Source organism: Paraburkholderia sp. J8-2, from assembly GCF_905220195.1.
Taxonomy (GTDB): Bacteria; Pseudomonadota; Gammaproteobacteria; order Burkholderiales; family Burkholderiaceae; genus Paraburkholderia.
Map to the genome: position 1 here is coordinate 53,630 of NZ_CAJMZA010000019.1, position 21,825 is coordinate 75,454.

At 65.9% G+C, this 21,825-nt stretch carries 21 protein-coding genes; 12 read left to right on the forward strand and 9 right to left on the reverse strand.

Features of this window, described 5'->3' with window-relative positions:
- Window positions 1-30: 30 nt before the first annotated feature.
- From U5A52_RS29815 to U5A52_RS29830, 4 genes are all read right to left on the reverse strand, one after another.
- Window positions 31-1,824: a trypsin-like peptidase domain-containing protein gene (locus U5A52_RS29815; RefSeq protein ID WP_321937284.1), complete on the reverse strand. Its 1,794-nt coding sequence runs from the start codon at window positions 1,822-1,824 to the stop codon at window positions 31-33.
- Window positions 1,825-2,144: 320 nt separating this feature from the next.
- Complete coding sequence (locus U5A52_RS29820; RefSeq protein ID WP_415765459.1) at window positions 2,145-2,471, reverse strand: DUF4148 domain-containing protein; 327 nt, start codon at window positions 2,469-2,471, stop codon at window positions 2,145-2,147.
- A 132-nt stretch (window positions 2,472-2,603) separates the two neighbouring features.
- Window positions 2,604-3,173, reverse strand: a complete 570-nt coding sequence (locus U5A52_RS29825; protein ID WP_158762757.1) for a chromate transporter — start codon at window positions 3,171-3,173, stop codon at window positions 2,604-2,606.
- Window positions 3,170-3,742, reverse strand: a complete 573-nt coding sequence (locus U5A52_RS29830) for a chromate transporter (RefSeq protein ID WP_321915541.1) — start codon at window positions 3,740-3,742, stop codon at window positions 3,170-3,172. The genes U5A52_RS29825 and U5A52_RS29830 overlap by 4 nt, the downstream gene beginning before the upstream one ends.
- Before the next feature lie 219 nt (window positions 3,743-3,961).
- Here U5A52_RS29830 and U5A52_RS29835 point away from each other — a divergent pair, with 219 nt between their 5' ends.
- Entirely contained in the window at window positions 3,962-5,068 is a 1,107-nt protein-coding gene (locus tag U5A52_RS29835) for a PHB depolymerase family esterase (protein WP_321937286.1), read from the forward strand.
- A gap of 377 nt (window positions 5,069-5,445) precedes the next feature.
- Window positions 5,446-5,664, forward strand: a complete 219-nt coding sequence (locus U5A52_RS29840; RefSeq protein ID WP_321915543.1) for a hypothetical protein — start codon at window positions 5,446-5,448, stop codon at window positions 5,662-5,664.
- A 14-nt stretch (window positions 5,665-5,678) separates the two neighbouring features.
- Here the strand turns inward: U5A52_RS29840 and U5A52_RS29845 are convergent, their stop codons facing one another.
- The 5 genes from U5A52_RS29845 to U5A52_RS29865 form a co-directional block, all read right to left on the reverse strand.
- Window positions 5,679-6,437 carry an amino acid ABC transporter ATP-binding protein gene (locus tag U5A52_RS29845; protein ID WP_321915544.1) on the reverse strand — a complete coding sequence of 253 codons (759 nt, stop codon included), beginning with the start codon at window positions 6,435-6,437 and terminating at the stop codon, window positions 5,679-5,681.
- Window positions 6,437-7,114 carry an amino acid ABC transporter permease gene (locus U5A52_RS29850; protein WP_321915545.1) on the reverse strand — a complete coding sequence of 226 codons (678 nt, stop codon included), beginning with the start codon at window positions 7,112-7,114 and terminating at the stop codon, window positions 6,437-6,439. The genes U5A52_RS29845 and U5A52_RS29850 overlap by 1 nt, the downstream gene beginning before the upstream one ends.
- 13 nt (window positions 7,115-7,127) lie before the next feature.
- On the reverse strand, window positions 7,128-7,907 hold the full coding sequence (locus tag U5A52_RS29855) for an amino acid ABC transporter substrate-binding protein (protein WP_321937287.1): 780 nt from the start codon (window positions 7,905-7,907) through the stop codon (window positions 7,128-7,130).
- Window positions 7,908-8,085: 178 nt separating this feature from the next.
- Window positions 8,086-9,534 (reverse strand): LLM class flavin-dependent oxidoreductase, encoded by a 1,449-nt coding sequence (locus U5A52_RS29860; RefSeq protein WP_321915547.1) that lies wholly within the window; start codon window positions 9,532-9,534, stop codon window positions 8,086-8,088.
- 5 nt (window positions 9,535-9,539) lie between these two features.
- The gene (locus U5A52_RS29865) at window positions 9,540-10,784 is read right to left on the reverse strand and encodes an acyl-CoA dehydrogenase family protein (RefSeq protein WP_321937289.1); all 1,245 of its coding nucleotides are present in this window, start codon (window positions 10,782-10,784) and stop codon (window positions 9,540-9,542) included.
- A gap of 358 nt (window positions 10,785-11,142) precedes the next feature.
- On the opposite strand from U5A52_RS29865, the gene U5A52_RS29870 reads away from it, so the two are divergent.
- The 10 genes from U5A52_RS29870 (at window position 11,143) to groES (ending at window position 21,816) form a co-directional block, all read left to right on the forward strand.
- On the forward strand, window positions 11,143-12,633 hold the full coding sequence (locus U5A52_RS29870) for a sugar ABC transporter ATP-binding protein (RefSeq protein ID WP_321937291.1): 1,491 nt from the start codon (window positions 11,143-11,145) through the stop codon (window positions 12,631-12,633).
- Between the two features lie 3 nt (window positions 12,634-12,636).
- Window positions 12,637-13,695, forward strand: a complete 1,059-nt coding sequence (locus tag U5A52_RS29875; protein ID WP_321937293.1) for an ABC transporter permease — start codon at window positions 12,637-12,639, stop codon at window positions 13,693-13,695.
- Window positions 13,696-13,766: 71 nt separating this feature from the next.
- The gene (locus tag U5A52_RS29880) at window positions 13,767-15,005 is read left to right on the forward strand and encodes an SfnB family sulfur acquisition oxidoreductase (RefSeq protein WP_321937294.1); all 1,239 of its coding nucleotides are present in this window, start codon (window positions 13,767-13,769) and stop codon (window positions 15,003-15,005) included.
- Between the two features lie 27 nt (window positions 15,006-15,032).
- Window positions 15,033-16,130 (forward strand): substrate-binding domain-containing protein, encoded by a 1,098-nt coding sequence (locus U5A52_RS29885; RefSeq protein ID WP_321937296.1) that lies wholly within the window; start codon window positions 15,033-15,035, stop codon window positions 16,128-16,130.
- A 228-nt stretch (window positions 16,131-16,358) separates the two neighbouring features.
- Window positions 16,359-16,826 carry a rhodanese-like domain-containing protein gene (locus U5A52_RS29890; protein WP_321915553.1) on the forward strand — a complete coding sequence of 156 codons (468 nt, stop codon included), beginning with the start codon at window positions 16,359-16,361 and terminating at the stop codon, window positions 16,824-16,826.
- A 73-nt stretch (window positions 16,827-16,899) separates the two neighbouring features.
- Window positions 16,900-17,874 carry a serine O-acetyltransferase EpsC gene (gene epsC, locus U5A52_RS29895; protein ID WP_321937298.1) on the forward strand — a complete coding sequence of 325 codons (975 nt, stop codon included), beginning with the start codon at window positions 16,900-16,902 and terminating at the stop codon, window positions 17,872-17,874.
- Window positions 17,871-18,125 carry a helix-turn-helix transcriptional regulator gene (locus tag U5A52_RS29900; RefSeq protein WP_321915555.1) on the forward strand — a complete coding sequence of 85 codons (255 nt, stop codon included), beginning with the start codon at window positions 17,871-17,873 and terminating at the stop codon, window positions 18,123-18,125. Before epsC ends, U5A52_RS29900 begins: the two co-directional genes overlap by 4 nt.
- 195 nt (window positions 18,126-18,320) lie before the next feature.
- A complete protein-coding gene (locus tag U5A52_RS29905) occupies window positions 18,321-19,253 on the forward strand; it encodes a family 2A encapsulin nanocompartment shell protein (RefSeq protein WP_110382762.1) in 933 nt (310 codons plus the stop codon).
- Complete coding sequence (locus U5A52_RS29910; RefSeq protein WP_321937300.1) at window positions 19,228-21,249, forward strand: family 2A encapsulin nanocompartment cargo protein cysteine desulfurase; 2,022 nt, start codon at window positions 19,228-19,230, stop codon at window positions 21,247-21,249. Before U5A52_RS29905 ends, U5A52_RS29910 begins: the two co-directional genes overlap by 26 nt.
- A 276-nt stretch (window positions 21,250-21,525) precedes the next feature.
- Window positions 21,526-21,816, forward strand: a complete 291-nt coding sequence (gene groES, locus U5A52_RS29915; protein WP_199124958.1) for a co-chaperone GroES — start codon at window positions 21,526-21,528, stop codon at window positions 21,814-21,816.
- Window positions 21,817-21,825 lie beyond the last annotated feature (9 nt).

The following is a 21,825-nucleotide window of genomic DNA, read 5'->3' on the forward strand; positions in this document are numbered from 1 at the left end:
CAGGCCTGTCAGCTGAACTTCACCTGAGCTTTACCTGAGCTTCACCGCAACAAAGCTGCGCGCGTTGTTGCGCTGAATCAGCAGCGACACGCTCTTCGTCGCCTTGGCTTCGAGCGCGGCGGCTTCCTCCTGCGATTCGACTAGCGTGTCGTCGAGCGACAGCACGACGTCGCCGGCCCGCACGCCCGCCGTCGCGGCGGGGCCGGTGGAAGCGTCCACCATCAAACCGAGCGGCAGGCCGGTTGAGCGCTTTTCCTCTTCGCTCAGCGCGTGCGCGACGAGGCCGATGCGGTCCGCGGCGTGGCGCGGGGCCTGTGCGGCGACGGGTTGGGCGAGCGGGGCGCCCGTGTCCGTCATCACCGTCTTCATGGCGTGCACATTGGCCGGCGGCGCCTTGCTTGCCGCATCCCCGGCGGCGGGCGCGACTGGCGCGTCGGTCTTTTCCGCTGCCTGTTCGGCGTCGGCTGCCTGTGCCGCTGCTGCCCCTGTTGCGCCTGCTGCGCCTGCCGCAGCAGCAGGCGCATCCTCCGCCTTGGCCTCGTACGCGGTGTTCGAGAACCCGGCCACCGCCGGGCGCCGGTTGCGGATCACCTTGAGCGCAGCCGGCGTGGCGGGCGGCACCGCTGCGAGCGCGGCGGCGAGCGTCGCGGCCCGGTCGACGGGTTTGGTGCCGACCTGCATGATCACGTCGCCGGCCCGGATACCCGCTTTGCCCATGGGCGAGGCGGGGTCGACGGAATCGACGAGCGCGCCGCCCGCGTGCGGCAAGCCGAGCGCCGCCGCGAGCCCGGGGCTCACGTCTTCGACCTGCATGCCGAACGTGCGGATCGTGCCGCCGTTGCCCGCGTTTGCCCCGTTGGCTCCATTCGCCGCGTTCGCCGCATTGGCGCCGCCGGCGTTCGCCGCCTTGCTCACCTGCAACTGGGCGCGGAACTGGTTGGCGGCGTCGATCGGAATCGCGAAGGTCAGGCCGCCGTAGCGGCCGGTGTCGGCGTAGATCTGCACGTCGATGCCGATCACCTCGCCCGCGCGATTGAAGATCGGCCCGCCGGAGTTGTCGGGGTTGACCGCCACGTCGGTCTGGAGGAACGGGAACGACTTGCCGTCGGGCAGCGTGCGCGAAGTCGCGCTGAGGATGCCCGTCGTCACGGTGTTCTGGTAACTGTCCGGCGAGCCGATCGAGAGCACCGGCTCACCGGCGTGCACCTTCGCCGTTTCGGCGAGCTTCACGAACGGCAGACCGTGCGCGTCGATCTGTAGCACGGCAACGTCGCTTTGCGGGTCGACGCCGACCACCTCCGCCTTGAACTCGCGCTTGTCCGTGAGCCGCACGGTCACCTGCCCGGCGCTGTCGACGACATGCGCCGTGGTGAGCACGACGCCATCGGGGCTGACGATGAACCCGGAGCCCATGCCTGTCATCACGCGCGGCCCGCTGGCGTCCGCGTCGGACGCCGGCTTCGGCGCGCGCCTGAAGAAGGCGAAGAAAGGATCGTCGGCGTCGATGGCCTCCTGCTCGGGCTGCGCGGACGGGTCGTCGGCGCTGCGCGCGATCACGTGCACGACGGCGGGACCGTAGCGCTCGGCGAGCGAGAAGAAGTCGGGTGTGGCGGCCGCCGGCTGCGCGGCTGCCTTGTCGCTGGCGGCCTTGTCGTTAGCCGCCTTGTCGTTTGCGGCCTTATCGGCGGCTGCTTTACTGGCGGGCGGCTTGGTGGAGGCCGCAGGCGGCGTGGCCGCGTTAGCATCAAAACAGAAAGCGCTGGCAAGCGCCAGGGCAAGCGCTGCCGCGGAGCGCGAATTGCGGGCGAAGTTCAGGCGGAGCACAGCACACCTCCCAGTGGTCATCGTGCTGGCGGGCGGCACGCGAACGCGGATAGCAAACGAATGCCGACGCACATAGTGTAGTCACGCCACAAGACAATTGGGGGGCAGGGTTTGTCCTGTAGCGCACGAAAGTCTGCACGACGGCGTGCCGGTGCATGCCCGGCGCATCGAATATGGCGCGTTGCCGACACTGCGGCTGGCCAGGACGCTTGGGGGGGCGGTAGAGGGCGGCGGCGAAAAAGGCGCGCGCGATGCCCCGCTCGTCCTGAGCGGGGCGTTCGACTGCGGCAGGGGCGACTAGCGGGAGGCGGCAGTCGCTTTCAGCTACCCGAATACAGGTTGCAGAAGCTCACCGGCCCGACGCACGCCGCGTGCGGCGCGCCGGAGTCGCTCGTGCCTTGCATGGGCGCGCCCATGCCGCTGGGTGCCTGTTGTTGCTGTTGTGCCTTCGCATGCGCGACTTGTTGCGCGAATACGGGGCTCACATCGGGATACGAGGTATCGGTCACGAATTGCGAGCCGTTGGCCTGCGCTTCGATCAGCTGTTGGCGCACCTGGGCGCGCGTGAGTCCTTGCGCGGAAGCGGTGGAGACGGCGCCGATGCAAGCAGTCGCGACGAGGAAGGCAAAAAACGGGCGGCGATTAATCATTTCGAACTCCTGATGAAATTGCGTGGTACTGCGACCGGCTGGAGCACGGTCGCATCAACGGAGACTGCAATGGGTATACCGCGGCGGGTGGGCTGCTATTCCCGTGGAGTTGTAACGGCGGCGTGTTTTTTACGTGAGCTGTACCTGGAGCCAGTGCGGCAGACCCGCACCGATCAGGCTCACGCCAACGAGCGCAAGCGCGCCGGCCAGGAGAAGAACCAGCGGACTGACGCGCGTTCTGAGCAGCACGCAAAGCGATACGACGGCAATCGCCTTCGCGGGAAGGCCGCCGTTCAGCGATTTGAGCAGCACCCAGCCCGCCGCGAGCATCATGCCGGCCGCGATGGGACGCAGGCCGCGCTCGAGCGCGAGCTGCCACGCCGCGCCCTGATAGCGGCCCCAGATATGCGTGACGCCGTAGATCAGAAAGCCCGTTGGCAGCAGGAGCGCGGCGGTCGCCACGAGCGCGCCCCAGAAACCGGCAACCTGCCAGCCGATCAGCGTGACGAGCAGCGAGCCCGGGCCCGGTGCCATGCGTGAAATCGCGAAGTCGGCGGCGAATTGCGAGTGCGTCATCCAGGGATGCACTTGCACGACCTGGCGCTGAATCTCCGCGACGATCGCCTGGCCGCCGCCGATCGTCACGAGCGAAAGTGGCGCGAAAATGGCAGCCAGCTGACCGAGCAGGCGTGCATTCATCGCGCACCCCGGCGGATCGCCACATATTCGTAGAGCACGCTAACCGTGCCGCCGATGACGACCACCCACACCAGCGACAAACGCAGAATGCCGATTGCAAGGAAAGTCGCCGCCATGAGCAGCAGCGGAAGGATTTGCCGCCGCACGCGTCGCGCGGTCACGACGCCCATCGACAGCGACAATCCTGTGGCCGCAGCCGCGGCGCCGGCGATCAGAATCTGCGTGAGCGGATGGAAGATGAGCGCGCCGACCACGCTGCCAATCACGATGATCAGGCACGCGGGCGGCACGACGATACCGGTGACGGCCACGGCGGCCCCGCGCCAGCCCAGCAGCCGATGCCCGATCCAGATCGCCATGTTCTTGACGTTGATGCCGGGCAGCGCCTGCGAGATGGCGAGCCCGTTGAGGAAGTCCTCTTCGCTGATCCAGTGGCGATCCTGAACGAATTCGCGCAGCAGCCAGCCGCTCAAACCGCCACCAAAGCTCGTCAAGCCAATGCGGCTGAATATCAGAAAGAGTCCGAACAGCGTGGGGCGCGGCGGGGCGTTGGGTGTGGAAGCAGTCACGGGAATGGTGGAATGGGCGGCGCAGCAACGGTCGCCGAAATTATAGCGCCAGCGACACGCGTGACGCGGGAGCGGTTAGCGGCGCGCTGTCACGCAAAATTCAGCGCAAGGTCAGGGCCGCTATGATGGTTGGACTCGCAGCGACACGATCGCTGTGTCGCGCTGTCCGCCGCGTGGCTCCTGGCGTGACGTGAACAAAACGCCTTGTCGCCATTGCTCATGCCCAGGAAAAAGACCAACGTTTGGCTCAAGGGTCTCGAACTGCTCACCCGCATGAGCACAACGCGACCGAAGAAAAAGGCCACCGCACGTAAAACGGCGCCCGCGAAGGCCGCGAAGCCCACGCACGTAGCGAAGCCGGGAACCAAATCGGCGAAACTCACCGGCAACGCGCACGTGGCGCATGCGCAACCGGCGGGCACGGGCGGCAGGTGGTTGCGTTCCTGGCATTCCGCGCCGCCCAGGGCCGGGCATCTCATCAACCATCTCGCGTATGCGCTCTATCTGCCCGCCGGCGTGGCCAGGGCCATGCCGCTCGTGGTCATGCTGCACGGCTGCAAGCAAACGGCGGAATCGTTCGCCGCGGGCACGCGCGTTTGCCGGCTGGCGGATCGGTCAGGCTTTGCCGTGCTGCTTCCCGAGCAGGCGAAAACGGCGCATGCACAGCGCTGCTGGCACTGGCACGGCGATCATGCGCAGTCGGAGGCGCCAGCGGTCGCATCGCTTGTCGACGCGATCGTGCGCGAGCACGGATTCGATCGCGAACGCGTCTACCTGGCGGGCATCTCGGCGGGGGCGGGGCTCGCGTCCGTGCTCGCCATGCGCTATCCGTGGCGTTTCGCAGCCGTTGGCCTGCACTCCGGGCCGGTATTCGGCGCGGCCACCTCCACAATGAGCGCGATGAGCGTCATGCGTCACGCGAGCCGCGAAGAACCGGTGCATCTCGTCGATGCCGCGCTCGACGTCGCCGTGCATCCGGGCATGCCCGCCTTCATCGTGCAAGGCGAAATCGACGCGGTCGTGGCGAGGCGCAACGCGATGCAACTTGGCATGCAGTTCGCGCGAGTCAACCGGCTGCTCGACGCGCAGAGCGAATTGCGCGTTGGCGAAATACGCAGCTATAGCCGCGACGCGGTGGCGTACACCGACTATGTCAAGTCGGGCAGGCTCGTCGTACGGGTATGCGTTGTTCGAGGGCTCGGGCACGCATGGAGCGGCGGCGACCCGAGCGAGCCGTTTCATTCGGATCGAGGCCCCGACGCGATGTCGATGATGTGGCAGTTCTTCCGGCGGCAGCGCCGAAGCGCTGCAAGTGGAATGGCGTGAACGGGGCGTTCAGATCACAAAAAAGCCGTGCGTACCGTCTCTTCCGAGTTGAGCGACGAGACCATACTCCCATTCCAGGTAGGCGTTCATCGCGTCACGCGCGTTGCCAGGCAGATATTGTTGATACCGCTCGGGCGAGGGGGCGGCGCATGGCGGCTTTATCAGATCATACGTAATCCTTATCATGCGGCGACACGATCTGCCCGCTTGGCAGCGATGCGAATGCACGCAAACGACATCGAGGCCAAACGGTAATCCCGAATCGGCGGCCGCGCTGATTTGCTAACGCCAAAACATTCTTTGGCTGCGCGCGTTTCGCGCACTAGCATGAAGTGCCGCGGACGCTCGTGTCCGCGCCTGCTTTCACGGGAACCTACATGCGATACAAGGGATACAACGTCGAACCGTCCGCGCATGCGCTGCCAAGCGGACTCTATGCGGCGAACCTGACCATCGAGAACAGGTCGCCGGCGCTTGAAACGTCGTTTTCTTTCGAAGCGCTCGATTATTTTTTCGAGCCCGATCACGCCATCGCGTATGCCTCACGCTGGGCGCGCCTGTGGATCGATCAGCGCGGGCTGCGGGCGGCGGGGTGATGCGCCGCGTAGGATCAGAATGCCGGCAGCGCTTGCGTGAGCGTGGAGACGAAGCGCGCCGTGCGCGCATCGCGCGGGCGCGAGAAGAGTTCGCTGGACGGTCCGGCTTCGACGATCGCGCCATCCTTGAGGAAGACCGCGTCGTGCGCGACGGAAGCCGCGAGCCGCAGGTCATGCGTTGCCATCAGCATGGTCGTACCCTCCAACGCGAGCTGCCTGAGCACCTCCACGACTTCGGCGGAAAGCTCGGGGTCGAGCGCCGAGGTCGGCTCGTCGCATAGCAATACCTGCGGTGAGGGGGCGAGCGCGCGTGCAATGGCCACGCGCTGCTGCTGCCCGCCCGACAGCGTGGACGGCCACGCGTCGGCCTTCTGGGCGATTCCGACCTTCGCGAGGAGCGTGGCCGCGCGCTCGCGGGCGCGATCCTTGTCCCACTTCAGGACCGTCAGCAGTCCTTCCATCACGTTCTCGATGACGCTCAGGTGCGGAAATAGCTGGAAGTTCTGGAATACCATGCCGGTATGTCTTCGAACCGACGCGATTTCGCCGTGAGACAGCCGGCGGCGCGGGCCGAACTCCACGCGGGCGTCGCCCACGTTCAACGCGCCCGAGTCGGGGACTTCCAGCAAGTTGATGCAGCGAAGGAGCGTGCTCTTGCCGCTGCCCGAAGGTCCGATCAGCGCGGTGACGCTGCCGGGTTTGAGCGTCAGGTCGATGGCTGCGAGAACCCGATGCTCGCCGAACGACTTGTGGATTTGCTCGATACGGATCATCAGCGCCCCACCGAAAACAAGGCGTGGCGGCCGTAGCGCGCTTCGAGCCGGCCCTGCGCCTGCGAGAGCACGGAACTGAACACCAGGTAGATCAACGCGGCCTCGGTATAGAGAATCAGGGGTTCGTAAGTCACGGCCGCGATGCGCTGGGCAGCCTGGAAGATTTCCGGCACGGTCAGCACCGCCGCGAGCGAGGTGTCCTTCACGAGCGAAATGAACGAGTTCGAGAGGGCGGGCAATGCCACGCGGATCGCCTGCGGGAGGATGGCGCGGCGCAACGCCTGCGCGCGCGTCATGTTCATCGAATAGGCCGCTTCCCACTGCCCGCGCGGAATGGATTCGATCACGCCGCGAATGACTTCCGCGTTATAGGCGCCGACATTGAGCGAAAAGCCGATGATCGCCGCCGTCAACGGATCGAACACGATGCCCACATTGGGCAGTCCGTAGAAAATGACGAACAGCTGCACGAGTAGCGGCGAGCCGCGAAATAGCCAGATATAGAAGCGCACGGCAGCGACCGCCCAGCGCTGTCCGAACAGGCGTACGAGCGCCGCGCAGAACGCAAGCGCCATGCCGATTGCAAAGGAAGCCAGCGTGAGCGGGACGGTAAACACCAGTCCCGCGTAGAGCAGTGGCCACAACGATTGCGCCATCAGATGCAGCCATGCAGGCATCGTTCAGTCCGCCTTATTGCGAAATGTCTTTGCCGAAGTACTTCCGGGAGATTTTGGCGTAGGTGCCGTCGGCCTTGATGTCCGCGAGCGCCTTGTCGACTGCCGCGACCAGCTCGGGGTTGCCCTTGCGGAGCAGCACGCCGGACTGGTCGTCGGCGGAGGAGGTGTCGGTGGCTGCGATCCTGAGTTTGGCGTCGGGCTTGTGCTTCTGGAAGTCGAGGAACGAGAGCGAGTCGTTTACGGTGGCGTCCACGCGGCCCGAGGTCAGCAGATCGATCGATTCGTTGAAGCCTTGCACCGGCACGACATCGGCGCCGTGCGATGCCGCGAGCTTGCCGAAGTTGCTGGTCAGCGTATTGGCCGACTTCTTGCCTTTGAGGTCGTCGAAGGAGTGGATGTTCGTATTGTCCGAGCGCACGATCAGCACCGCATGCGTCGAGATATACGGCGTCGAAAAATCGTACTTGACCTTGCGCGCGTCCGTGATCGAAACCTCGTTGATCACCGCGTCATAGCGGTTGACGTCGAGGCCGGCGATCAGGCCGTCCCACTTGCCCTCGACGAATTGTGGCTTCACGCCGAGCCGCTGTGCGATGGCCGTTGCAATGTCGACGTCGAAGCCCGTCAGCTTGCCTGTTTCGTCGTGGTAAGTGAACGGTGCGTACGTGCCTTCGGTGCCGACGCGAAACACCCCGGACGTCTCGACTTGTGCGAGGTCATCGGCGGCGAGGGCGGGTACGGCGGCAACGGCCGACAGGAGCGCGGCAACGAGAACGGAGCGGATGGCTTTCATGATCGAAGAGGAATAGTTAAAGGTTCAGTAGCGTGGTCATCGAAGAGCGGACCGATTCTACGAGGTGCGCGCGTGGCTGCAAAACAGCCACATTCGCTATGCATATGCTGTAGCGGAATATAACGACGGATGGGTCGCAGCGGCGGATGAAGCGGCAGTGCTGGCGTACGCGATCTGACTATTCGTGCGGCAACGCAGCGACCGCGTCTTCCGGCGTTTGAACGGTGCCCGGTTCACTGGCGCGCGCCGCGAGTTCGCGCTTCACGCGTTCGATATCGCGAAAGCGCGCCGCGGGATGCTCGTCGGGCAACCGCGCGCCGGCGCCGAACAGCTTTTCGCGCAGCGTGCCCGGCGCGTAGTCGCGTGGGTACACGCCGCGCCGCTGCAACTCGGGTACGAGCAGGTTCACGATGTCCTCGAACGTCTCGTGCGCGACCGCGTAGGCCAGGTTGAAGCCGTCTACGCCCGTGGCCTCGACCCACTCCTGAAGAATGTCCGCTATCGTCGCGGCGGAGCCCACGAACACGGGCCCCATTCCGCCGATGCCGCCCCACCTCGCCAGCGCCTCGATCGTCCACGTTTTGTCGCCGCCTGAGAGATGATCGACGGCGGAGTGAATGGCGTTCGTCTGCACGCGCTTCACGGTGTCGGTAGGCAGGTACTGGCCGAAGTCGATGCCGGTCCAGCCCGACATGAACACGAGCGAGCCGTCATAGGAGACATGGCGCTGGTACTCCTCGAAGCGCGCCAATGCCTTTGCGTCAGTCTCGTCGACGATCACGGTGACGAGGTTGTAGATCAACAGCTTGTGCGCGTCGCGACCGGCGAGCGCTGCCTGGCGGCGTACATCCGCGACGTAGTCGCGCAGCTGGGCCTGCGAGAGCGCGGCGACGAACACACATTCCGCATGCTGCGCCGCGAACGTCTTGCCTGGACCGGATGCGCCCGCCTGGAACAGCACCGGCGTGCGCTGCGGCGAAGGCTCGCAAAGATGATAGCCTGGCACTTCGAAGTATTTGCCCTTGTGACCGATCTCGTGCACTTTCTCCGGATGCGTGAACACGCGCCGTTCGCGGTCGCGCACCACGGCGTCATCTTCCCAGCTGCCCTCGAACAGCTTGTAGAGTACTTCTACGTATTCGGTCGCGACTTCGTAGCGGTCGTGGTGGTCGCGCAGGCCGCCTTGCCCGATGTTCTTCGCGCCGCTCTCGAGATACGACGTCACGATGTTCCAGGCGAGGCGCCCTTGCGTGTGGTGATCGGCGGTCGAGAGGCGGCGCGCAAACGTGTACGGGTGCTCGAAGCTCGTGGAGGCGGTGATGCCGATGCCCAGGTGCGACGTGACCATCGCAATGGGCGCGGCAAGCTGCAAGGGATCGTTCACCGGGATCTGGGCCGCCTGATGAAGCGCGTGGTAGTTGCTGCCCTGGTAGACGTCGTAGTAGCCAATCACGTCCGCGATGAAGATCGCGTCGAACACCCCCCGCTCGAGGATCTTCGCGAGATCGGTCCAGTAGGCGAGGTCCTTGTATTGCCAGGAGCGGTCGCGCGGATGCGTCCAGAGGCCCGGCGACTGATGCGCCACGCAGTTCATTTCAAAGGCATTGAAACGGATGGTTTTGCTCATGATGGTCATTGGCTCCCGCGTTTCGGTCCGTTGCCGATTTGCCAGACAAAGGGCGGCTCAGTGCCGTTGATGGTCCAGTCGCCCACGATCTTCGCTTTGTAGACGAGCGGATTGTGCGACGACACGGCGCGTGCATTGCGCCAGTGCCGGTCCAGCGCGTGGTCTGCGCGGATGGCCGAGGCGCCGAGCGCGTCGAACAGATGCGTCGCGGCGCGCAGCGCGAACTCGGAGGCGACGAGCTGGCTCTGCGCCGAGGCGATTTCGGCCTGCACGTTAGCCGCGCGCTCGGCTTCGTCGTCGCCGCCAAAGCGTGCCTCGTACGCGCGCTGCACCGCCTGCGCGGCCTGCAAGGTCACGGCCCGTGCGCCATAGGCCCACGAGGCGATCTCGCCCACCACCTGCTGGATCTGCGCGTCGTCGCTCGCGCGCCCGGCGTTGCCGTGGCTGTAGATGCGTTTGCGGCTGCGCACGAGCGCGGCGGCGTCGCGTTGCGCAGCTTGCGCAATGCCCGCGAGCGTGGCGACATGAAACAGCTGATAGAAGGCGGTCTGATACTTGAAACGGCGGCCGAAGTCGATGACATGGCGCGCGTGCACCTCGGCGTTCCGGAACACGGTGGTGCCGCTGCCGGTCGTCGTCTGGCCGAAGCCGTCCCAGTCGTCTTCACGAATCACGCCGGGCTGGTGCACATTCACCGCGACGATGACGTCGCTGCCGTCGTCGTCACGCTGCGCGAAGACGTCGATCCAGTCCGCGTAGAGGCTGCCGGTGCTGTAATACTTCGCGCCGTTCAGCACGAACCCGCCATCGCGGCGGCTCACCTTCGTGTTGATCTGGCCGAGCGCGACATCGCCGGCTTCGGTCCACGCATTGCCAACCAGCTGCCCGCCCGCGAAACGATCGAGCCAGGCGCGCTGGTCCTCGTCCGCCGGCGCATTCAACCTGTCTTCGACAAAGGCGAAGTGGCCGCGCAGCGCCTGCGGCAAATTCGAATCGGCCGCCGCCAGTTCGATGATCAGGCGGAACAGTTGCTCGATCGAGGCGCCTGCGCCGCCGTGACGAGCGGGAACGCGTACGGCGCCGAAGCCCGCTTTCTTGAGCAGGGCGACCGCTTCATGCGGCAGGCGGCGTGTGCGATCGCGCTCGGCGGCATCATCGGCGATTTCCGCGAAGGCGGGGAGGAAACGGGCGGCGAGGGCGTCGTAGTCGGCGCCGCTGGAGAGTGTGTCGTCGGATCGCGATGAACTCATGCTTTCGTTCTCGAATGAGGAGTAGCAACACGGCGCGAGGCAAGGGCCGCGTAGCCGTGTGGGGCAGCACGCGCCGCCGTTGGCACGGGACGAAGAGGATGAGTATAGGAAGGCGTGTGACGCCACTCCAATAACCGATTGTCGAATCGATATCGGTTTGCCGGATTTGCGTGGAGGCACGCCGCGCGATGACAGCGATTGCGCTGCCATCGCGGAAGTGCTGCGCGGCAGCTGTTATGTAGTTTCCCTTATCAATCGGGGGCGCATGAATATGAGCATCGCTTCGTTTGGCTGACTGCCGCGCCTCGCTAGGATGAGTGCCAATGCCAACCTTCGATGCGCGAACGCGTACGCTGCGATGTCCGCTCCGATTCTGACTGCTCATGCGATCACCAGGCGCTTTGGCGCAACCGTTGCGCTATCGCGGCTCGACTTTTCCATCCGCGCGGGCGAGGTCGTCGCGCTGATGGGCGCGAACGGTGCGGGCAAATCGACGTTCGTGAAGATCCTGAGCGGCGTGAACCTGCCCGACGAAGGCTCGCTCACGCTAGGCGGGAAATCTTACGCGCCCGCTTCACCGCAGGCGGCGAAGCGCCTGGGCGTCGCCACGGTGCATCAGAGCATTGCCGACGCGGTAGTGCCCGCGCTGTCGGTTGCCGACAATCTGTTGCTCGACGCGCTGTGTGACGGCCACGCGCACTGGTGGACGCCGCGGTCCGCGCGCCGGGAACGCGCGCGCGCATTGGCCGCGCGCGTGGCGCTCGAAGCCGATCTCGACGCGCCGCTCGGCTCGCTCTCGCTTGCCGGGCAGCAACGCGTCGTGATCGCACGTGCACTGGCGTCGCGCCCGCGCCTGCTGATCCTCGACGAGCCGACGGCCAGCCTTTCTGCAAGCGAGGCGCAGCGGCTTTACGTGCTCGTCGAAGGCCTGCGGGCCGAGGGCGTAGCCGTGTTGCTCGTCTCGCACCGGCTGGGCGACCTCCGAAGGCTCGCTTCACGCGTTTCGATCCTGCGCGATGGCCGCATTGTCGGTGAGCAGCACGCGCCGGTGGATTACGACGCTGCGCTCGAAGCGATGATCGGCCGGCCGCTGGCGGCGGCGCGAACCTTGCCTCACACGCGGCTGGCCGGTGCGCAATCGGTGCAGCCCGCGCTGCGGTTGCGCGGTCTGCGTCTCGCGCCGGGTTGCGATGCATTCGATCTCGAGGTGGCGCAGGGCGAGATCGTCGCGATTGTTGGCCCGGTCGGGGCGGGCAAGTCGCGGCTCGCGCAGGTGATTTTCGGCGCGCTGCGAGCGGCAGCGGGCCAGATGGAACTCTACGGGCGCCCTTGGGCGCCGCGCACGCCCGCAGAGGCGATTCGCGCAGGCGTATTTCTCGCGGGTGAAGACCGGTGGCGCACATCGCTCTTTCCCGACACGGTTGCGTTCGCATCGATCGCCGGCACGATCAGCTTCCCGTTCTTGTCGCGCTGGCGGCGCGGCGGCGCCTTGCCGCACGAACGCGAGCACGCCGAGGCGCGCACCGCGATCGAGGCGTTCGGCATTCGCTGCGCGGGACCGGACGACCGCGTCTCACGGCTGTCGGGCGGCAACCAGCAGAAGGTGCTGCTTGCGCGCTGGCACGCCGAGCCCGCGAGGCTGCTCCTGCTCGACGAGCCGTTTCAGGGCGTCGATGCGGGAGCTAGAGCCGATATCGCTGCCACATTGCGTCATCGCGCGGCCGGTCGCGCGACGCTCGTTTTCGTCAGCGACCTCGAAGAGGCGCACGAAGTCGCCGACCGCATCGTCTCGTTCGATCGCGGCGCGATCGATCATCAGGACTCCACAGTCTCCCACCTCGCCCACTGAATCATGAGATCCGTCACGCCGACACTCGCCGCCGAAGACTCTCCCGCCCGTCACGAGACTGCACGGCATCGCCGCGGCCTTTTCGTCGCGCTCGAACGCGCCGGGCTGCTGATCGTGCTCGCTGCGCTCGTGGTGATCTTCACGGTACGTGAACCGGCGTTTCTGAATATCGCCAACCTGTTCAGCATCCTGCAGGCCGTATCGATTGTTGCGTTGCTCGGCATCGGTGTGACGATCACGCTCGCCGCTGGCGGCTTCGATCTTTCGGTGGGGAGCGTCGCCGCCTCCGCGCAGATGGCCGCGAGCTACGTGCTCGTGGTGTGGCACGGCAGCAGCTGGGAGGCCGTGCTCGCGTGTCTCGCGCTTGGCGTCGTGGCGGGGCTGTTCAACGGCGTGCTCATCACGCGCCTGCATGTGCCGGACCAGCTTGCGACGCTCGGCACGCTCTTCCTGCTCGCCGGCCTGCAACTGATTCCGACAGGCGGCCGTTCTCTAGCCACAGGCACGATCCTGCCGGACGGCACCGAAGCAAGCGGCATGTTTCCGGCTGCATTTCTCGCGCTCGGACGCGCACGCTTCTTCGAGGTGGTGCCTGTTCCCGTGCTCGTGCTGCTCGTGCTGACCGTGCTCGTTTCGGCCGTCATGGGCTCGACGCGATGGGGTCGCGTGATCTATGCCATCGGCGGCAACGAGAACGCGGCGCGACTGGCGGGCGCGCCCACGGACCGTTACCGGATGGGCGCGTATGTCGCTTCGGCGACGATCGCGGCACTCGGCGGACTGCTCATTGCCGCGCGTGTTGGTCGCGGCGACGTGAGCGCTGGGCATTCGTTGCTGCTCGACGCGGTGGCGGCGGCACTCGTGGGCTACGCAGTGTGGGGCGCGAAGCGGCCCAACGTGCCGGGCACGGTCGTCGGCGCCGTGTTCGTTGGCGTGCTGCTCAACGGTCTCACGATGCTCAATGCGCCTTACTACCTCCAGGACTTCATCAAAGGCGCATTGCTGGTCGTGGCGCTGGCATTTACGTTCAGCGTCGGCCGCAGGACGCAAGGCCGCGACTGACGCCATCCGAAGGCCGGCAGATTTCATTTTCTGGTTTGCGAGTCACACAACCTGATCGAGCGGAGCGCAACATGGCAGAGACACTGGCAGACATCGCGGCACAGGGTGCCACACCCGCAACCGAAGCCGCACATATCATCGCCACGGACAGCGAGGCGATAGCGGTTGCAAAGGAACTGGCCGCACGGCTGGCCGAGGGCGCCGCGCTGCGCGATAGCGAGCGGCGTTTGCCGCATGAAGAAGTCGAGTGGTTTTCGCGCTCGGGCCTGTGGGGCATCACGGTGCCGAAGGCATACGGCGGCGCTGGCGTTTCTTTCGTTACCCTAACGGAAGTGGTCAAACTCATTGCCGCCGCGGACGCGTCGCTCGGGCAACTGCCGCAGAACCACTTCGGTCTCGTCGACGTGATCGCGCTAACGGGCACCGAGGAGCAAAAGCGTGGTCTGTTCGGCCAGGTGCTCGCCGGCAAGCGCTTCGGCAACGGTTTCTCGGAGAAGGGCACGAAGCATGTGCTCGACCTGAAAACACGGGTGCGCCGTGACGGGGACCACTACGTGGTCGACGGCACCAAGTTCTATTCGACGGGCGCGCTATTTGCCCATTTCGTGCCCGTGCTCGGACTCGACGAGGACCGCAGGGGATGGCTCGCCTATATTCCGCGAGGCACGCAAGGGCTTAGCGTGGTTGACGACTGGTCCGGTTTTGGCCAGCGCACCACCGCGAGCGGCACCGTCACGCTCGAAAGCGTACGCGTGCCGGCCAGTCTCGTGTTGCCCGCGCATCGCGTTTCCGAGCAGCCCACGCTCAATGGTCCGCTCTCGCAGATCATCCAGGCCGCGATCGATGCGGGCATTGCCCGCGCCGCGATCGACGACACGCTCGCGTTCGTGCGTGCGCGCACCCGGCCGTGGGTTGACAGCGGTGTCGAGCGCGCGAGCGACGATCCGCTGACGATCCGTGAGGTCGGGCATCTGCACATCCAGTTGCATGCCGCGGAGGCCTTGCTCGAACGCGCCGCGCGCGTCCTCGACGAACTCGCGGCACAGGGTGCGACGACGGAAGAGGATGTGGCGCGCGCCTCGGTCGCCGTGGGAGAGGCGAAGGTGCTGACGACGGAAATCGCCCTGCTAGCAGGGGAGAAGCTGTTCGAACTGGCCGGCACCCAGGCGACGCTCAGTGTCCACAATCTCGACCGCCACTGGCGCAATGCGCGCACACACACGCTGCATGACCCGGTGCGCTGGAAGTATCACCTCGTCGGGAATTACTACCTCAACGGCGTGAAGCCGGCGCGTCACGCCTGGAATTGATCCAGACACACACACAACGGGAACGTCATGAAGACATCGATTCACCAGCTCATTCGCAACGGCGCATCGCGCCGCCGTTCTTCGGCGCGCCGCGCGCTTGGCGCATTCGCGCTGTGCGCTGCGAGCCTTGTTGGCTCGCTCGCTGCGCACGCCGAGGCGCTGAAGGGCGCGCCGGCGCCGTTCGACAAAGGCGGCGTCAAGGTCGCTTTGGTTAACTATATTTCCGAGGGCGACTTCTTCCAGGCCTACGAAGCGGGCGCACAGAAGCAGGCGAAGGCGCTCGGCATCGATCTGCGCATTTACGAAGGGCGTCAGGACGCGGCGCAGCAGCGCGATCAGATCCAGCAGGCCATCAATCTCGGCGTGTCCGCCATCATCGTCAATCACGGCTTGCCCGAGTCGTTGGGCGACGTCGTTCAACAGGCGCTCGACAAGGGCATCAAGGTCATTGCGTTCGACGTCAATCTCGCGAACCCCAAGGTCCCGCAGATCGAGCAAAGCGACGGCGATCTCGCATCGCTGTTGCTTGCGCAGGCCGTGAAGGATAACGGCAAGGCGTTTTCCGCCGGCTACGTCTACGTGGCGGGGTTCGCACCGCTCGATCGCCGCGACGCGGTGTGGCAATCGTTCAAGCGCGAGCATCCGGGGGTTCAGGAAAAAGCGCGCTGGGGCACCGTGGACAATCCGATTGCGCAGTCCGTGGCGAATCAGGCGGCGGCCGCCTATCGCGCCCATCCGGATATCCGCGTGGTGATCGCGCCTTATGACGAGTTCGCGCGCGGCGCCAATCTCGCGGCCAACGAGGCGAATCTCGGCGACAAGCTGCGGATCTACAGTGCGGACATCTCGACCGCCGACATCGAGGCGATTCGCGCGCCCAACAGCGCGTGGGTGGCCACGGCCGCGACGAATCCCGCTGTCGTGGGCGCGGTGTCGGTGCGCGCCGCGGCAATCGCCGTGGCCGGGCAGCCGCTCGCCCATCAGATCGTCGTGAAGCCCACGCTCGTTACGCGCGACGATCTCGTGAAGAACGATATCCGCACGGTCGCCGAACTGGGGACGAAGTTTCCGGCATTCCGCACGAGCAACGCGGCGACCGCTGCGTGGATTCCCGTGGAGCAGTGATTTGCCGCTGACCGGCTGACGGTGTCGCGCCGAAGGTTCGCGATGCACAAGCCGTCTGCGATCACCGCTGAACTGGCGTAATTGCATGTGAAGCGTATGCCCATTTGGATAGCATTTTTAATTGGTTGGACGCGCGCCGCCTTGCCCGCATAGTGAATTCCTGATGTCTAAAGGCGGCAGCTTCTCCCAAAGGGCCTGATGTGCCGCCAACATTACATGGAGGCACTGATGACAGTGGCATTGCAGGAAAAGCCGTTGCACGCGGATCTCGAAGCCGCGCTTGGCGCCGCGCGGGCGGCCGGTTTGCCGTATGCGGGCAGCGTGACTGCGCAGCAGGCGTGGGCGCTCCATCAGGCGGGCGAGGCGGTGCTCGTGGATGTGCGCACCGGCGAGGAGCGCAAGTTCGTCGGCCACGTGCCCGACACCTTGCACGTGGCCTGGGCGACCGGCACGAGCCTGACGCGCAATCCGCGCTTCGTGCGCGAGCTGGAGGCGAAGACCGGCAAGGCCGCCGCGGTCTTGCTGCTGTGCCGCAGCGGCAACCGCTCGGCGCAGGCTGCCGAAGCCGCCGCCAAAGCGGGCTTTGCGCACGTCTTCAACGTAGCCGAAGGCTTCGAAGGCGAACTGGACGATGCGGGGCATCGCGGCTTGCATAACGGCTGGCGTTTTCATGGCCTGCCGTGGGTGCAGGACTAGACAGAGGGAAAGCAGCCCTTGTTGCCCACCCGCTCGCCGGATCATTGATGCGAACAACGAAGAGAGAACTGGCGTGACCGTATTTCATGTGGCTGAAATCGTCGACGCGCTGCAGGGCGTGCGGCAACAATGGCGCGAACTGCAGCGGCGGGCACTGGAGCCCGGTGGCCGCGACCTGCCGGCGCGCGAGGCGCTGGCCGAAGTCGTCGAGACGCTCAAGGGCGTGCTGTTTCCCATGCGGCTCGGGCCGCCGGATCTGCGCCAGGAGAGCGAAAACTTCTATGTCGGCCACGCGCTCGACGCGGCGCTGCATGCGTTGCTTGCGCAGGCGCGGCTCGAACTGCGCTACAAGGCGCGGCACGCGGAAGCCGCCCCGGAGGAAATCGACGCGCGCGCGCTGGCCGCGGTGCGCGCGTTCGCGCAGCGCCTGCCCGCCATCCGCTCGCTGCTCGACACCGACGTGCTCGCCGCCTTCAACGGCGATCCCGCCGCAGGCAGCGTGGACGAAGTGCTGCTCTGCTACCCGGGCGTGCTTGCCATCACGCATCACCGGCTTGCGCATGAGCTGTACCGCCTCGGTTTGCCGCTGCTCGCGCGCATTATCTCGGAGCTCGCGCACGCGGCCACGGGCATCGACATCCACCCAGGCGCGCAGATCGGCAGCGCGTTCTTCATCGATCACGGTACGGGTGTGGTGATCGGCGAAACTGCGGTCATCGGCGAGCGTGTGCGTGTCTATCAGGCGGTGACGCTCGGCGCGAAGCGCTTTCCGCGCGATGCGCACGGCAACCTCGAAAAGGGCTTGGCACGCCATCCCATTGTCGAGGACGACGTCGTCATCTACGCGGGCGCGACGATACTCGGGCGCGTCACCCTCGGGCGCGCCGCGGTGATCGGCGGCAACGTCTGGCTGACCGAGAGCGTGCCGCCAGGTGCGCACGTCACGCAGGCCATCTCGCGCCACGAAACACGCGCGCCGGCGGCGGTCGCAACGGCAGAGCCCGGCGCAGCCGCGCCGGTTGCGCTTGCGGCGGGCGCCTCGCGATGAGCGCCATCGTTCATGACTTCGGGGCCTCGGTACGGCGCCTGCGCGAAGCGCATGCGTGGTCGCAGGAGCGGCTCGCCGAGCATGCGGGATTGAACCGGACCTACGTCGGCGAAATCGAGCGTGGCGCGGCCATCGCATCCATCGTCACGGCGGAGAAACTCGCTCGCGCGCTAGGCGTGGATATCGGCGACCTGCTTGCCGGCGGCGCGGTTCATGCCGCTGTGCTGCCGGGCATTCCACTGTCTCCCTGATTGCATGTCTTTTCGGACGGGCACTCGCGCCTGGAATGGCGTCGCATGCTTCGCGCAGCGCCGCGCCATTGCGCTTGATGCCGCCTGTGTCCGCCTGATGTCTATAGCCGGTTGAACCGGAGAATGGCTCTCCTCATAATCGGCCGTCTTCATAAGCAAAGCAGTTTTCGTTATAAGTAACCGGAGCCTTCATTCATGTCCACGACTCTGAGCGGCCAGACCGCGCTTGGCGATAATGCCGCGCGGCAACTGGCGAATGCCACCAAGACCGTCCCGCAGCTTTCCACGATCACGCCGCGCTGGCTCACGCACCTGCTGCAATGGGTGCCTGTCGAAGCCGGCATTTACCGTCTGAATCGCGTTAAGGACCCCGAAGCAGTGCGGGCTGCCTGTACCGCGCGCGAGGACGAAGGCACGCTGCCCACGACTTTTGTGCCGTACGAGGAGCAGCCGCGCGAGTACTTCCTCAACGCGGTGAGCACGGTGCTCGACGTTCACACGCGGATCTCCGATCTCTATAGCAGCCCGCACGACCAGATCAAGGAGCAGCTGCGCCTCACGATCGAGACGATCAAGGAACTGCAGGAAAGCCAGCTCATCAACAATCCCGACTACGGCCTGCTGGCAAATGTGGAGGAAGACCAGCGCATTTTCCCGCTGACCGGCGCGCCGACGCCCGATGACCTCGACGAACTGCTCACGAAAGTGTGGAAGGAACCCGCGTTCTTCCTCACGCATCCGCTGGCGATTGCCGCGTTCGGCCGCGAATGCACGCGGCGCGGCGTGCCGCCGCCGACGGTCAGCCTGTTCGGCTCGCAGTTCCTCACGTGGCGCGGCATTCCGCTGATTCCGTCCGACAAGGTGCCGGTCGCCGACGGCAAGACGAAGATCCTGCTGCTGCGTGTAGGCGACAAGCGCCAGGGCGTGGTGGGCCTTTATCAGCCGGGTGTGGCGGGTGAGCAGGGACCGGGGCTTTCGGTGCGCTTCATGGGGATCAACAATCAGGCGATCGCGTCGTACCTGATCTCGCTGTATTGCTCATTGGCCGTCCACTCGCCGGACGCGCTGGCTGTCCTCGATGACGTGGAGATCGGCAAGTACCATGACTATCCAGACACCTACCGCTAATCCCGCGGCATTGCCGCAAGCGGCAGGGCGCGCGCCGCTGCCGGGTGGTCTGCCGGACCCCGCTACGCTCGCGCGGCTCGCCAACGAGTTCTTCAACTCGCTGCCGGGCAGCGCGGGCGCGCCCGAAGTCGCGGCGGGCAGCGGCGCGGTTGGCGGCGTGCCGTCGGCGTTGCCCGCGGCCGCGCCGATACTCGCCTCGGTCAGCAATCCGGCGCCCGCGGGCTCGCCGCTCGCGGGACCGGCCGGCACAGGCACGGGTGTGCCGGGTTTCTCGCCGCCGCAGGGCAAGGTGCCGGGCGCGAATCTCGCGCCTTCCGCACCGACTCACGTGCTCTCGCTCGGCAACCGCGCACCGGCGCTCGCACCGCATGCGGCGGCGGCAAACGGCCTGCCGGACAATGCTGTCTCGATCGCGCCCGCGCTGGAGCCGCGCGTGGGCGGCGCGCTGCTCGGCGTGCCGCAGGCGTATGCGCCGGAGGAGCCGGTTCCGGTCGCAGTTGCGCCCAGCGAGCGCTCGCCGTTCTATTTCACGCAAGCGGACACGCACGGCTGGCGCCGGGAGGGGCAGGAGATCGAGGTGCCTTCGCGAGGCCTTGCCGCACCAGAGACATTCGGACTGCCAGGCGAAGACGCGCTGCGTGAACTGCTCGCGCTCAATCGACGGGACACCAATGGCCAGGATGGGCCTGCGCGATATTTCCTCGACGCAAGCGAGGACGTCGCGCCCGGCACACGCACTGGCAGCGCCGCACAGGGCGACCTGCTGCGCGGCGCGCATCCGCCCTTCGACGTCAACGCCGTACGCCGCGACTTCCCGATCCTGCAGGAGCGGGTGAACGGCAAACAGCTGATCTGGTTCGACAACGCCGCCACGACGCACAAGCCTCAGGCCGTGATCGATCGTCTCGCGTACTTCTATGCGCACGAGAACTCGAACATTCACCGCGCCGCGCATGCTCTGGCCGCGCGCGCGACCGACGCCTACGAGCATGCCCGCAAAACGGTGCAGCGCTTCATCGGCGCTGCGTCGCCCGAGGAGATCGTGTTCGTGCGCGGCACGACCGAGGCGATCAATCTGATCGCCAAGAGCTGGGGCGTGCAGAACGTCGGCGAAGGCGACGAGATCATCGTCTCGCACCTGGAGCATCACGCGAATATCGTGCCGTGGCAGCAGCTCGCGGCGCTCAAGGGGGCGAAGCTGCGCGTGATTCCCGTCGACGATTCGGGCCAGGTGTTGCTCGACGAGTATCGCAAGCTGCTCAACGACCGCACGAAGATCGTTGCGGTGACGCAGGTCTCGAACGCGCTCGGGACCGTGGTGCCGGTGCGGGAGATCGTGGAACTCGCACATCGCGCGGGCGCGAGAGCGCTCGTCGACGGCGCCCAGTCGATCTCGCACATGCGCGTGGACGTGCAGGCGCTCGACGCCGACTTCTTCGTGTTTTCCGGCCACAAGATTTACGGTCCGACCGGCATTGGCGTCGTGTACGGCAAACGCGAGGTGCTTGAAGCCATGCCGCCGTGGCAAGGCGGCGGCAACATGATTCAGGACGTCACGTTCGAAAAGACGGTGTTTCATGGTGCACCCGCGCGCTTCGAAGCGGGCACGGGCAATATCGCGGATGCAGTGGGTCTCGGCGCGGCGCTCGACTACGTGAGCCGTATCGGCATCGAGAATATCGCCCGGTATGAGCACGACTTGCTTGCGTACGCAACGAGCGTGCTCGCGCCGGTGCCGGGCGTGCGTCTCGTCGGTACGGCGCGCGACAAGGCGAGCGTGCTCTCGTTCGTGCTGAAGGGGTATACGACCGAGGAGGTGGGGCAGGCGTTGAGCCGGGAAGGCATTGCCGTACGCGCCGGGCACCACTGTGCGCAGCCGATCTTGCGGCGTTTCGGTCTCGAAGCGAGCGTGCGGCCTTCGCTTGCGTTCTACAACACCTGTGACGAGGTCGATGCGCTGGTGTCTGTCGTGCGTGCTCTGGCGCCACGTCAATAACAAAACGCGGGGCGCATGCGCCCCGCGTTTTCTCTTTGTTGCGCGGCTTGACCGGTGCTCGCGCAACCATCGCCTCCATCCCCTTCATCCCCTTCATCGCCGCGCTATCGAACCGCGAGTCGCGTCACCGCGATATCCATAGGCGCGTTCGCGAGATATCCATCTGCCAATTCGTTATTGGAGCGCCGCTCGCGCGCTTTCTATACTGGGCTTTCCATCAGCACTCGCATGTGGCGAGTGCCAATCTCATCGAGAACACCCCGGAGAAAGCCGCCCATGAGCCTGCGCCCCTTGCACGATCGCGTGATCGTCAAACGACTCGACCAGGAAACCCGCACCGCGTCGGGCATCGTCATTCCCGATAGCGCCGCGGAAAAGCCCGATCAGGGCGAGGTGCTCGCCGTGGGTCCGGGCCGTCGCGACAACGACGGCCGCCGCATTGCGCCGGACCTGAACGTGGGCGACCGCGTGCTGTTCGGCAAGTACGCGGGGCAAACCGTGAAAGTCGATGGGAACGAGCTGCTCGTACTGCGCGAAGAAGACATCGTCGCAGTCGTGAATCAATAACGGAACCTG